We start from the raw sequence: 12,990 nt of genomic DNA on the forward strand, positions 1-12,990 counted from the left end.
GACCAGGACCGCTCCCCGGCGGCGGCTCCGGACCCGGGGGGGGGGGGGGGCCGCGCCCGCGGGCTCACCCCCCCCCCCCGCGCGGGCGCCGCGGGGGGGATACGCCGCGGAGGGGTCGGGGGCGGGCGGCGGGGCCCGCCGCGGCCGCTACCGCGACCGCCGTGGCCGCGGCAGCCGCCGCGAGGGCTTCGAGACCGGCGCCCCCGAGCCGCAGATCGGCGAGGACGACGTCCTGATCCCGGTCGCGGGCATCCTGGACATCCTCGACAACTACGCGTTCGTGCGCACCTCCGGCTACCTGCCGGGCCAGAACGACGTCTACGTCTCGCTGGCGCAGGTCCGCAAGAACGGCCTGCGCAAGGGCGACGCCATCACCGGCGCCGTGCGCCAGCCGCGCGAGGGCGAGCGCCGCGAGAAGTTCAACGCCATGGTGCGCCTGGACTCCGTCAACGGCATGGACCCGGAGAGCGGCCGCGGCCGTCCCGAGTTCAACAAGCTCACCCCGCTGTACCCGCAGGAGCGGCTGCGCCTGGAGACCGACCCGGGCGTGCTGACCACCCGGATCATCGACCTCGTGTCGCCGATCGGCAAGGGCCAGCGCGGTCTGATCGTCGCGCCGCCGAAGACCGGCAAGACGATGGTGCTGCAGGCGGTCGCCAACGCGATCACCCACAACAACCCCGAGTGCCACCTGATGGTCGTCCTGGTCGACGAGCGTCCGGAAGAGGTCACCGACATGCAGCGGTCGGTGAAGGGCGAGGTCATCTCCTCGACCTTCGACCGCCCGGCGGAGGACCACACCACCGTCGCCGAGCTCGCGATCGAGCGCGCCAAGCGACTGGTGGAGCTCGGCCACGACGTGGTGATCCTGCTGGACTCGATCACCCGCCTCGGCCGCGCCTACAACCTGGCGGCGCCGGCCTCCGGCCGCATCCTGTCCGGTGGTGTCGACTCGACCGCGCTGTACCCGCCGAAGAAGTTCTTCGGTGCCGCGCGCAACATCGAGAACGGCGGCTCGCTGACCATCCTGGCCACCGCGCTGGTCGAGACCGGCTCGCGCATGGACGAGGTGATCTTCGAGGAGTTCAAGGGCACCGGCAACATGGAGCTCAAGCTCGACCGCAAGCTCTCGGACAAGCGCATCTTCCCGGCCGTCGACGTGGACGCCTCCAGCACCCGCAAGGAGGAGATCCTGCTCGGCAGCGAGGAGTTGGCCATCGTCTGGAAGCTGCGCCGGGTGCTGCACGCGCTCGACTCGCAGCAGGCGATCGAGCTCCTGCTGGACAAGATGAAGCAGACCAAGAGCAACGCCGAGTTCCTGATGCAGATCGCCAAGACGACCCCCGGGTCCGGCGACTGACCGCAGTCGCACGGCTCGGCCGTCACGGAACCCCGGATCGCGCGAGCGGTCCGGGGTTCCGGCGTTCCCGGGCCCGGCTCCGGCCCAGGATCCGGGCCGGTTGTTCCAGAGTCGGTACATCTCGACCACATTGGTGGCTCTTGTCCGATTTACCCTGGAGCGTATGGCCGAGCACAAGAGCGTCCCGAGCAACCGCCGCAGAGTCCTGCGGGTGGTCGCCTGCGCGTCCGCCGCGATCGCCGTCCTCGGCGCCGGGGCCGCCGCGTGGGCCTACTTCACGCTCGACGGCAACATCAAGAGCGTCGACATCAACGCCCGGCTGGGCGACGCCCGGCCGCCGGCCGCCACCGACGGCTCGTTCAACATCCTCGTGCTGGGCTCCGACTCGCGGGCCGGCGCGAACGGCGGCCTGGCGGGCGGGGACACCGGTGACACCGCGCGCTCCGACACCGCGATGGTCGTGCACGTCAGCCAGGACCACTCGCGCGCCGAGGTCGTCTCGATCCCGCGCGACACCCTCGTCGACCGCCCCGACTGCACCGACGCGAGCGGCAAGCCCGTGCCGGCCCTCAAGCGCGCCATGTACAACAGCGCCTTCGAGGCCGGCGGCGCCGCCTGCGCGGTCAAGACCACCGAGCAGCTGACCGGGCTGCGGATGGACCACTACGTGCAGGTCGACTTCGCCGGGTTCGCCCGGGTCGTGGACGCGATAGGCGGGGCCACCGTGACCACCACGGTGGCCATCCACGACAAGGACAGCGGGCTCGACCTCCCGGCCGGCGAGCACCACCTCGACGGCCGGCAGGCGCTCGCCTTCGTCCGCACCCGGCACGGCGTCGGCGACGGCAGCGACCTCGGCCGGATCGAGCTGCAGAAGCAGATGGTGAAGTCGCTGCTCCGGCAGACCGGCGGGGCGGGCCTGCTCACCGACCCGGTCAAGCTGTGGTCGATCGGCGACACCGTCACGAAGAGCATCACCACCGACTCGGCGCTCGGGTCGGTGAACGCGCTGGTGGGCCTCGCCCAGGAGCTCAAGGGCATCGGCCCGGACCAGCTGAGCATGGTGACCCTGCCGGTGGTCGCCGCCCCCAGCGACCCCAACCGGGTGGTCGAGCAGCAGCCCCAGGCGAACCAGGTCTGGGCGGCGCTCAAGGCCGACCAGCCGATCCCGCAGGCGGTCGTCGCGGCCCAGCCCGAGAACCCCGCCCAGGCGGCTCCGACGGCCTCCCCGGCGGCCGCGGCGCGGCGCTGAGGGCGTCCGGAATAACCCGGGACACGACCCGGTTTGGGAAGATGCGGCCCGTCCTGGCAGACTGGACCGTCGGTCCCGGTTCACGTGCGGCATTCCAGCCGCCGACCCGGTGCCCTCCCGATACCTAGGAGAACCCCTTGAAGTCCAACGTTCACCCCGAGTACGTGGTCACCCGTGTGACCTGCACCTGCGGCGCCGAGTTCACGACCCGCTCGACCGAGACCAGCGGCGAGATCCGCGCCGAGGTCTGCTCGCAGTGCCACCCGTTCTACACCGGCAAGCAGAAGATCCTCGACACCGGTGGCCGCGTGGCCCGCTTCGAGGCCCGCTTCGGCAAGCAGCACAGCGCGAAGGCCTAGCGCTCCCTCGGCGCCGGTTCCCGGTGCCCCCGTACTCGTTCCGGGGGCGCTGGGGACCGGCGCCGTTCGCGTCCCACCACCCCATCCGATCCCCGGGAAGAAGGCCACCCCCATGTTCGAGGCAGTCGAAGAGCTCCTCGTCGAGCACGCCGACCTCGAGAAGAGGCTGGCCGACCCGTCCGTCCACGCCGACCAGGCCAACGCCCGCAAGCTGGCCAAGCGGTACGCCGAGCTGACCCCGATCACCCGGGTCTACCGGGAGTGGCGGCAGGCCGGCGAGGACATCGAGGCGGCGCGTGAACTCGCCGCCGAGGACCCGGAGTTCATCGCCGAGGTGAAGGACTCCGAGGCGCGCCGCGAGGAGCTCACGGAGGAGCTGCGGCTGCTGCTCGTCCCGCGCGACCCGAGCGACGACAAGGACGTCATCCTGGAGATCAAGGCGGGCGAGGGCGGCGAGGAGTCCGCGCTGTTCGCCGGCGACCTGCTCCGGATGTACCTGCGCTTCGCCGAGCGGACCGGCTGGAAGACCGAGATCATCGACTCCAACGAGTCGGACCTCGGCGGCTACAAGGACGTCTCGGTCGCGGTCAAGACCAAGGGCAACGCCGAGCCCGGCCAGGGCGTCTGGGCCCGGCTGAAGTACGAGGGCGGCGTGCACCGCGTGCAGCGCGTGCCGGCCACCGAGTCGCAGGGCCGCATCCACACCTCCGCGGCGGGCGTGCTGGTCACCCCCGAGGCGGAGGAGGTCGAGGTCGAGATCTTCGCCAACGACCTGCGGATCGACGTCTACCGCTCGTCCGGCCCCGGCGGCCAGTCGGTCAACACCACCGACTCCGCGGTCCGGATCACCCACCTGCCGACCGGTATCGTGGCGTCCTGCCAGAACGAGAAGAGCCAGCTGCAGAACAAGGAGCAGGCGATGCGCATCCTGCGTTCGCGCCTGCTCGCCGCCGCGCAGGAGGAGGCCGAGCGGGAGGCCTCGGACGCGCGCCGCAGCCAGGTCCGCACGGTGGACCGCTCCGAGCGGATCCGCACGTACAACTACCCCGAGAACCGCATCTCGGACCACCGCACGGGCTTCAAGTCGTACAACCTGGACCAGGTCCTGGACGGCGAGCTGACCGCGGTGATCCAGTCCTGCGTCGACGCGGACGCGGCGGCCAAGCTCGCCGCGGCCCAACAGAACTGAGACCGGCGCGCCAGCGCCGGACAACCCCGCAGCCGGAGCGCAGAAACAAGAGGTCGTACGGATGAACCTGCTGCTCGCCGAGGTGGCTCAGGCCACCCAGCGGTTGGCCGCGGCCGGCGTGCCCTCGCCGCGCTTCGACGCGGAGGAACTCGCCGCCTACGTCCACAACGTCAAGCGCAGCCAGCTGCACACGGTGAAGGACGCCGACTTCGACGCCCGCTACTGGGAGGCCGTCTCCCGCCGCGAGGCGCGCGAGCCGCTCCAGCACATCACCGGGCGGGCGTTCTTCCGCTACCTGGAGCTGGAGGTCGGCCCCGGGGTGTTCGTGCCCCGGCCGGAGACCGAGAGCGTCGTCGAGTGGGCCATAGACGCCGTCCGCGACATGGACGTCGCCGAGCCGCTGGTCGTCGACCTGTGCTCCGGCTCGGGCGCCATCGCGCTCGCGCTCGCCCAGGAGCTGCCGCGCTCGACCGTGCACGCCTTCGAGCTCGACGAGGGCGCGCTGGAGTACACCCGGCGCAACATCGACGCCAGCCCGGACCGGGCCCGCATCACCCTGCACGCCGGCGACGCCACCAAGGCCTTCGCCGACGACCGCTCCTGGGACGGCCGCTTCGACCTGGTCATCTCCAACCCGCCGTACATCCCGCTCACCGAGTGGGAGTACGTCGCCCCCGAGGCCCGCGACCACGACCCGCAGATGTCGCTGTTCTCGGGCGAGGACGGCCTGGACACCATCCGCGGCATCGAGCGGGTGGCCGCCCGGCTGCTGCGCCCGGGCGGCGCGGTGGTGATCGAGCACGCCGACCAGCAGGGCGGCCAGGTGCCGTGGATCTTCAACGAGGAACGCGGCTGGACGGACACCGCCGACCACCGCGACCTGAACAACCGGCCGCGCTTCACAACCGCCCGAAGGGTGTCGTTGTGAACGATCGAGCACAGTACGACCGCCCGAAGGGTGTCGTTGTGAATCGGCGAGCACAGCACGACAGCCCGAAGGGCGTCGTCGTGACCCGCCGCGCGCAGCGCCGCGCCGTGAACGTCATGAGCCACTCCGGAAGGGGACCGCACCGATGAGCCGCCGCTACGACTGTGCCGATGCCGGGGACCGCACCACCGGTCTGCGGGAGGCCGCCTCCGCGATCCGCCGCGGCGAACTCGTCGTGCTGCCCACCGACACCCTGTACGGCGTCGGCGCCGACGCGTTCTCGCCGGAGGCCGTGGCCGCCCTGCTGGCCGCCAAGGGCCGGGGCCGCAACATGCCCTCGCCCGTCCTGGTCGGCTCCCCGACCACCCTGCACGGCCTGGTCACCGACTTCTCCGAGCAGGCCTGGGAGCTCGTCGACGCCTTCTGGCCCGGTGGCCTCACCCTGGTCGCCAAGCACCAGCCCTCGCTGCGCTGGGACCTCGGCGAGACCCGCGGCACCGTCGCCGTCCGGATGCCGCTGCACCCGGTCGCCATCGAGCTGCTGAACGCCACCGGACCGCTGGCCGTCTCCAGCGCCAACAAGACCGGCGGCCCGTCCCCGGCCACCTGCGACGAGGCGCAGGCGCAGCTCGGCGACGCCATCTCGGTCTACCTGGACGGCGGCCAGGCCGACCACGCGACCGCCTCGTCCATCGTCGACGTCACGGGCAAGGTCCCGGTCCTGCTGCGGGCGGGCGCGATCAGCGTCGAGCAGCTGAGGGAGGTCGTTCCCGACCTGGAGGCCGGAAGTTGACACCCACCGCCTCGCTCCACGCCGGTCCGGGCATAGCGCCGTACCTGAGCGTGGGACCCAGGCCGCTGGACCACTTCCGGATCCTGTACGTCTGCACCGGCAACATCTGCCGTTCGCCGATCGCCGAGCGGCTGACCCGGCGTGAGCTCGACACCCGGCTCAGCCCCCGAGTGGCCGGGCGGATCCTGGTGGAGAGCGCCGGCACCTGGGGCCACGTGGGCGCGCCGATGGAGGACCACGCCGCGACCGTGCTCGACGAGTACGGCGCCGACAGCGGCGGCTTCACCGGCCGGGAGCTGCTGGACGAGCACGTGGTCGAGGCCGACCTGGTGCTCACCGCGACCCTGGACCACCGCGCCCAGGTCATCTCGATGGGCCACGAGGCGGGGCTGCGGACCTTCACGCTGAAGGAGTTCACCCGGCTGGTGCGGACGATAGACCCGGGCACCCTGCCGGACCCGCGCCGCGGCGCGGACGTCACCGAGCGTGCCCGCGCGCTGGTCCGGGCCGCCGCCGCGCTGCGCGGCTGGCTGCTGGCCGCCACTCCGGAGTCCGACGAGGTGGACGACCCGTACGGGGCGCCGATCGGCATGTTCCGCAACTGCGGCGAGGAGATATTCCACGCGGTCGACCCGGTGGTCACCGCGCTCACCGGAGTGCCCGCGCACCCCTGAGCGCCCGCGTCCCGCAGGGCCCCGCGCGCGCCCGCCCGGGTGCACCCGGCCCGCGTCGGCGAGCCGCCCGGGGGGCCCGGTCCTACGCTGGAGGGACCGACCCCCGTAGCGCCCGGGAGCACCGCCATGACCGTCACCGACGCCGTGTCCGGCACCACCACGACGACGGGGCGCCCCTGGGCGTCCGAGGCGCTGCACCGGGCCGATCCCCAGCTGGCCGACCTGCTGGCCGCGGAGGCCGAGCGGCGGGCCGAGACGGTCCAGCTGCTGGCGGGGGAGAACCTGACCTCACCGGCCGTCCTGGCGGCCCTGGGCGGCCCGCTGATCGACAAGTACGCCGAGGGGTACCCCGGACGCCGCCACCACACCGGCTGCGCCCTCGCGGACGCCGCGGAGCTCCTCGCGATCGACCGGGCGCGCGAGCTGTTCGCCGCGCCCCACGCCAACGTCCAGCCCCGCTCGGCGACTTCGGCGATGCTGGCGGCGTACGCGGCGCTGCTGCGGCCCGGCGACGGCGTCCTGGCGATGTCGCTGGAGCACGGCGGGCACCTCAGCTGCGGCTCGCGGGCGAACTTCTCCGGCCGGTGGTTCACCTTCACCGGCTACGGCGTGCGCGAGGACGACGGGCTGATCGACCTCGACCAGGTGCGCGAACTCGCCCGCCGGGTGCGGCCGAAGGCCATCGTGGCGGGCTCGATCTCCCACCCCAGACACCCGGACTGGGCCGGGTTCCGGGAGATCGCCGACGAGGTGGACGCGTACCTCATCGCCTCCGCCGCGCAGACCACCGGCCTGATCGCGGCCGGTGCGGCGCCCTCCCCGGTGCCGTACGCGGACGTCACGGTGGCGGCCACCCACAAGCTGCTGCGCGGCCCGCGCGGCGGCCTGCTGCTGTCCACCGCGGAGCTGGCCGAGCGGATCGACCGGGCGGTGTTCCCGTTCAGCCAGGGCGGTGCGGCGATGAACGAGGTGGCCGGCAAGGCCGTGGCGCTCGCGGAGGCCGCGACGCCCGCCTACCGGGAGTACGCGCGGCGGGCGGTCGCCGGGGCGCGCGTACTCGCCGAGGGGCTCGCGCAGGCCGGTATGCGCCCGTTGACCGGTGGGACCGACACCCACCTCGTGACGGCCGACGTGCGCCCGCTCGGCGTCACCGGGGCCGAGGCGGAGCGGCGCTGCGCGGCGGCCGGGCTGCTGCTCGGCAAGAGCGCCCTGCCGTACGACCCCGCGCCGCCCTCCGAGGCCTCCGGGATCCGGCTCGGCACCGGCACGGTGACCACGCAGGGGATGGGGGAGCGGGAGCTCGCGGAGATCGCCGGGCTGATCGGCCGGCTGCTCGCCGGGGACGAGGTCGCGGCGGTCGGCGCGCGGGTGCGGGAACTGGCCCTGTCCTTCGCGGACCGCGGGTGAACGAGTGCGGCGGCGTATCCGGTTCTCCTACCCGGTAGGGCGAACCGCGATGCGCGTCCCCGGCGTCCGACTCAATAAGGTGTGTGCCGTGGCGACGCACCTCGAACCCCGGACAGGCGCGGGAGTACCTTGGGTACCTTCCCGCAGGACAGTGACGCAGGAGGCCAGTGGTGCGTGAGTATCTGCTGGTCCTGTTCACCACCGCGGCCGTCACCTACCTGCTGACCGGCCCGGTCCGGAAGTTCGCGATCGCGGCCGGCGCCATGCCGCCGGTCCGGGCCCGGGACGTGCACCGCGAGCCCACCCCGCGGCTCGGCGGCATCGCGATGTTCGGCGGTCTGTGCGCGGGCATCCTGGTCGCCTCCCAACTCGACAACCTGAGCAAGGTGTTCACCCAGGGCACCGACATCCGCGCGCTGCTCTCCGGCGCCGGGATCATGTGGCTGCTCGGCGTGCTCGACGACAAGTGGGGCGTGGACGCGCTGGTCAAGCTCGGCGGCCAGATGATCGCCGCCGGTGTGATGGTCTGGCAGGGGGTCACGGTGATCACCCTGCCGGTGCCCGGTGTCGGCGCGGTCGCCGTCAGTCCCACCCAGGGCATGGTCATCTCGGTGACGCTGGTCGTCGTCATGGTCAACGCGGTGAACTTCATCGACGGCCTGGACGGCCTGGCCGGCGGCATGGTCTGCATCGCCGCGATGGCGTTCTTCCTGTACTCCTACCGGCTCTGGTACGGCTACGCGATCACCGACGCCGCCCCCGCCGTGCTGTTCAGCGTGCTGCTGATCGGCATGTGCCTGGGCTTCCTGGCGCACAACATGCACCCCGCGCGGATCTTCATGGGCGACTCCGGCTCGATGATGCTGGGCCTGATGCTGGCCGTCGCCGCGATCTCGATCACCGGCCGGGTCGACCCGGACCTGATCAACAACGAGACCGGGTCGCAGACCGCCACGGTCCACGCCCTCGTGCCGATCTACATCCCGCTGCTGCTGCCGCTGACCGTCATCGCGCTGCCGCTGGCCGACCTGCTGCTCGCCGTCGTCCGCCGCACCTGGGCGGGCCAGTCGCCGTTCGCCGCGGACAAGCGCCACCTGCACCACCGGCTGCTCCAGGTCGGGCACTCGCACAGCCGGGCCGTGCTGATCATGTACTTCTGGGCGGCGCTGATCGCCTTCGGCACGGTGGCCTTCTCGGTCACCAACACCGGCCGCACGGTGGTGCTGACGCTCGCCGGGCTCTGCCTGGTCGGCCTGGTCGTGCTGCTGACGCCGCGGTTCCGGCCGCGCGCCCCGCGCGCGGTGCAGGCCTTCGTGCCGCCGCGCTACCGCCGGCAGCCCTCGGGGCCGATGGCTGAACTGTCGGCCAAGGACAAGCAACTTCTGGGTGAAGCCGGCGAGGGCTCCTCGGCGTCCTCCGAACCCCACGGTCGGACCACCGGGCGGCGCTAGCAAGGAATTTGACGCTCCGCCAGATGGGTTCACCCGATCGGCGGCACTCTTGCTCCGCCAGTGTGACAGGAGCCACACATTCATGGTAAAGCTCTCATCAAATAGTTTGTGATACCGTTCACGAGTACCGAGAACACGCCGAAAGACCTGACAGGTGGAGGACTTCCGTCCCTGGTCGGTCTCCCTCGACGGGCCCGCCGCTCCAGCGGGCGGCCCGGCGGCGGCCCCTCGGTCCGGTGCCACCCCACCGAGTGTTCTGCCCCGTCCCCGTAACACCGACATGCCGCCGGAGCTGCCGACATGCCGTCCAACGACGCCCGGATCCTCCGAGGCGCCGCGATTCCCACTGCGGTCGCCGGGATCATCGCCATGGCGATCTCGTTCCCCGTCGCCGGTGGGAAGGCTCTGCTCGGCGCCCTCTTCGGCGCGCTGCTCGTGATGGCCTTCTTCAGCTTCGGCCAGGTCGCGCTCGACCGGCTGACCAGGTCGAACCCGCACATCATGATGGCCGCCGCGCTGCTCGTGTACACCACGCAGATCCTGCTGGTCGGCATCGTGCTCGCGGTCTTCAAGAACACCGAGCTCTTCAACCGGCAGGCGTTCGCCTTCACCCTGCTGGGCTGCGCCCTCGTCTGGACGGGCTTCCAGGTGCGCGGCGCACTCAAGGCCAAGACCTTCTACGTCGTCCCCGACGCCTCCGAAAAGAAGGACGACAAGTCCTCCGGCTCGGGACGTCAACAGTGACGAGGCCCGACTGTCCCCCCAACGAGGGGGGCGGTGTTTATGCGCCACTGACGGGCTGCTATCGTCCGTCGCAACAACGGAGTACGGGAAGAGGCCAGGTCTGTCCGGACATTGGACGGATCGCCCCCCGGATCCGCGCAGTCTTCGATGATCCCGCAGTGGTGCAGCGCACCGCCGCGCAGGATCCGCGAGAAACCCATCAAGTTCCAGTGCCGCTCCGTGGCCGCAGGCCGCGCCGACACACCGAGGTTGCCGTAACCATGCGTCACGACGAAGGAGTCCGTGGTGAGTGCTGAACTCCCCCTCGCCAGCAGTTGCCACTTCGGGGACGCTGGCTGTGGCTTCCCGGCGCCGGGTCTGAACGAGTTCTCGTTCAAGCCGATCTTCACGATCGGCGGCGTCGACTTCAACAAGCCGATGCTGCTGTCGATGATCGTCGCCGTGCTGGTGGTCGTCTTCTTCTGGGCCGCCTTCGCCAAGCCGCGCCTCGTCCCGGGCAAGCTGCAGCTGGTCGGTGAGATCGGCTACGACTTCGTCAAGCGCTCCATCGTGCTGGAGACGATCGGCAAGAAGGGCGAGAAGTACGTCCCGATGCTCGTCTCGATGTTCTTCTTCATCTGGCTGATGAACATCATGTCGATCATCCCCTTCGCGCAGTTCCCCGTCTCGGCGGCGATCGCGTTCCCGGCCGGCCTCGCGGCGGTCGTGTGGATCACCTACATGACGCTGACCTTCAAGAAGCACGGCTTCGTCGGCGGTCTGAAGAACCTCTGCTGGCCGTCGGGCATCCCCGGCTGGGTCATGTTCATCCTGGTGCCGATCGAGTTCTTCTCGAACATCTTCGTGCGCCCCTTCACGCTCGCGGTCCGAGCCTTCGCGAACATGTTCGCCGGCCACCTGCTGATCGTGATGTTCTCCATCGCCTCCTGGTACCTGCTCAGCCCGACCCTGGGCGCGCTGTACGGCTCGGCCTCCTTCATCGTGGCCGTCGCGCTGACCGCCTTCGAGCTGCTGGTCCAGTTCCTGCAGGCCTACATCTTCGTGATGCTGGCCAGCAGCTACATCGCCGGTGCCCTGGAAGAGGCGCACTGAGCCCCGGGGCTCCGGCCCCGCCCCGAACCACACCTCCCGGATCGCCCGGTGGCCAATCACCACCGGATCACCACCCCTGCAAAGGACAACGTCAATGAGCATCCTCGCTGAGGGCAACGTCTACGGTTCCGTCGCCTCCATCGGCTACGGCCTCGCCGCGATCGGCCCCGGCATCGGCGTCGGTCTGATCTTCGGCAACGGTGTCCAGGCCATGGCCCGTCAGCCCGAGGCTGCCGGTCTCATCCGTTCCAACATGTTCATCGGCTTCGCGCTGACCGAGGCGCTCGCCCTCATCGGCATCGTCATGCCGTTCGTCTTCGGCAACAAGTAATCCGCCGTAGACCCTTTCTGAGGAAGGTCCAGATATGAGCCCCGTGCTTTCGCTCGCGGCCGAGGAGAAGATGAACCCTCTCCTCCCCGCGTGGCCCGAGGTGATCATCGGCCTGCTCTGCTTCTTCATCGTCTTCGGTCTGCTCGGCAAGAAGCTCCTCCCCAGCATCGAGAAGGTGCTGTCGGAGCGCCGGGACGCCATCGAGGGCGGCATGGAGCGCGCCGAGGCCGCTCAGGCCGAGGCCCAGGCCCTGCTTGAGCAGTACCGCGCCGAGCTCGCCGAGGCGCGTCACGAGGCTGCCCGCATCGTCGAGCAGGCTCGCGAGCAGGGCGCTGCCCAGCTCGCCGAGATGCGCGAGGAGGGCCAGCGTCAGCGCGAGGCCATCGTCGCCGCCGGTCACGCGCAGATCGAGGCCGACAAGAAGCAGGCGACTGCCGCCCTGCGCCAGGACGTGGGTTCGCTGGCCTCCCAGCTGGCCTCCCGCATCGTGGGTGAGTCCCTCGAGGACCACGCCCGGCAGAGCGGCGTCATCGACCGCTTCCTGGACGAGCTGGAGGCCAAGGCCGCCGTTGCTCAGGGTGCGGCCAAGTGATCGGCGCAAGCCGTGAGGCCCTCGCCGCCGGGCGGCAGAACCTGGAGAGCCTGACCGACTCCACCTCGGTGGACGCGGTCAAGCTCGCCGAGGAGCTCACCGCCGTCACGGTCCTGCTGGACCGTGAGGTGTCGCTGCGCCGCGTCCTGACCGACCCGTCCCGGTCGGGCCAGGACAAGGCCCAGCTGGTCTCCTCGCTGCTGACTGGTCAGGTCTCCGGCGAGACCGCCGACCTGGTGGCCGGCCTGGTCCGCTCGCGCTGGTCCGGTTCGCGCGACCTGGTCGACGCGACCGAGCAGCTCGCCGCGTACGCCGAGGTCATCGCCGCCGACAAGGCGGGCGCGCTGGACGACGTCGAGGACGAGCTGTTCCGCTTCGGCCGCGTCGTGGCCGGCTCGCACGAGCTGCGCGCCGCGCTGACCGAGCCGAAGGCCGGCACCGCCGCCAAGGCGGAGCTGATCGAGAAGCTGCTCGGCGGCCGCGCCAACGCGGGCACCGTCCGGCTGGTCACCGCCCTCGTGAACGCGCCGCGTGGCCGTAGCCTGGAGCAGGGCCTGGAGTCCTACTCGAAGCTCGCCGCCGCGCGTCGCGGCCGGGTGGTGGCCCTGGTCACCACCGCGGTGCCGCTGTCGGACGCACAGAAGGAGCGCCTGTCCGGTGCTCTGGGCCGGATGTACGGCCGCCAGGTCCACCTGAACATCGACGTCGACCCGGAGGTCGTCGGCGGGGTCCGGGTGCAGATCGGCGCCGAGATCATCGAGGGCACCGTGTCGAGCCGCCTCGAAGGCGCTCGCCAGTCGCTCGAAGGCTGAGTACCG

The 12,990-nt window shown here is 71.2% G+C and carries 13 protein-coding genes and 1 pseudogene; all 14 read left to right on the top strand.

Annotated features, from left to right (window positions below; all coding sequences use genetic code 11):
- Window positions 1–1,360: pseudogene (rho, locus tag ACFV4F_RS05870) on the top strand (transcription termination factor Rho); the annotation flags it as partial.
- Between the two features lie 163 nt (window positions 1,361–1,523).
- Entirely contained in the window at window positions 1,524–2,612 is a 1,089-nt protein-coding gene (locus tag ACFV4F_RS05875) for an LCP family protein (RefSeq protein WP_380440100.1), read from the top strand.
- A gap of 137 nt (window positions 2,613–2,749) precedes the next feature.
- Window positions 2,750–2,971 (top strand): 50S ribosomal protein L31, encoded by a 222-nt coding sequence (gene rpmE, locus ACFV4F_RS05880; protein WP_030235761.1) that lies wholly within the window; start codon window positions 2,750–2,752, stop codon window positions 2,969–2,971.
- Between the two features lie 112 nt (window positions 2,972–3,083).
- Entirely contained in the window at window positions 3,084–4,160 is a 1,077-nt protein-coding gene (gene prfA, locus ACFV4F_RS05885; RefSeq protein ID WP_380500579.1) for a peptide chain release factor 1, read from the top strand.
- Window positions 4,161–4,221: 61 nt separating this feature from the next.
- A complete protein-coding gene (prmC, locus tag ACFV4F_RS05890; protein ID WP_380440104.1) occupies window positions 4,222–5,088 on the top strand; it encodes a peptide chain release factor N(5)-glutamine methyltransferase in 867 nt (288 codons plus the stop codon).
- 145 nt (window positions 5,089–5,233) lie between these two features.
- Window positions 5,234–5,881, top strand: coding sequence for an L-threonylcarbamoyladenylate synthase (locus ACFV4F_RS05895; RefSeq protein ID WP_380440106.1), 648 nt, complete (start codon window positions 5,234–5,236; stop codon window positions 5,879–5,881).
- Window positions 5,882–5,913: 32 nt separating this feature from the next.
- On the top strand, window positions 5,914–6,555 hold the full coding sequence (locus tag ACFV4F_RS05900) for a protein-tyrosine-phosphatase (protein ID WP_359971718.1): 642 nt from the start codon (window positions 5,914–5,916) through the stop codon (window positions 6,553–6,555).
- A 126-nt stretch (window positions 6,556–6,681) separates the two neighbouring features.
- Window positions 6,682–7,962, top strand: a complete 1,281-nt coding sequence (gene glyA / locus ACFV4F_RS05905; RefSeq protein ID WP_380440108.1) for a serine hydroxymethyltransferase — start codon at window positions 6,682–6,684, stop codon at window positions 7,960–7,962.
- 170 nt (window positions 7,963–8,132) lie between these two features.
- Window positions 8,133–9,413 carry an MraY family glycosyltransferase gene (locus ACFV4F_RS05910; protein WP_380440110.1) on the top strand — a complete coding sequence of 427 codons (1,281 nt, stop codon included), beginning with the start codon at window positions 8,133–8,135 and terminating at the stop codon, window positions 9,411–9,413.
- Window positions 9,414–9,713: 300 nt separating this feature from the next.
- Entirely contained in the window at window positions 9,714–10,157 is a 444-nt protein-coding gene (locus ACFV4F_RS05915) for a hypothetical protein (RefSeq protein WP_380440112.1), read from the top strand.
- 285 nt (window positions 10,158–10,442) lie between these two features.
- Window positions 10,443–11,249 (top strand): F0F1 ATP synthase subunit A, encoded by an 807-nt coding sequence (gene atpB / locus ACFV4F_RS05920; RefSeq protein ID WP_380440114.1) that lies wholly within the window; start codon window positions 10,443–10,445, stop codon window positions 11,247–11,249.
- Window positions 11,250–11,343: 94 nt separating this feature from the next.
- On the top strand, window positions 11,344–11,580 hold the full coding sequence (gene atpE / locus ACFV4F_RS05925) for an ATP synthase F0 subunit C (protein ID WP_350879602.1): 237 nt from the start codon (window positions 11,344–11,346) through the stop codon (window positions 11,578–11,580).
- Window positions 11,581–11,614: 34 nt separating this feature from the next.
- Window positions 11,615–12,172 (top strand): F0F1 ATP synthase subunit B, encoded by a 558-nt coding sequence (locus tag ACFV4F_RS05930; protein WP_380440116.1) that lies wholly within the window; start codon window positions 11,615–11,617, stop codon window positions 12,170–12,172.
- On the top strand, window positions 12,169–12,984 hold the full coding sequence (locus ACFV4F_RS05935) for a F0F1 ATP synthase subunit delta (protein ID WP_380440118.1): 816 nt from the start codon (window positions 12,169–12,171) through the stop codon (window positions 12,982–12,984). Before ACFV4F_RS05930 ends, ACFV4F_RS05935 begins: the two co-directional genes overlap by 4 nt.
- Window positions 12,985–12,990: the final 6 nt, after the last annotated feature.

It is taken from the genome of Kitasatospora sp. NPDC059722 (genome assembly GCF_042733235.1).
Lineage (GTDB): Bacteria > Actinomycetota > Actinomycetes > Streptomycetales > Streptomycetaceae > Kitasatospora.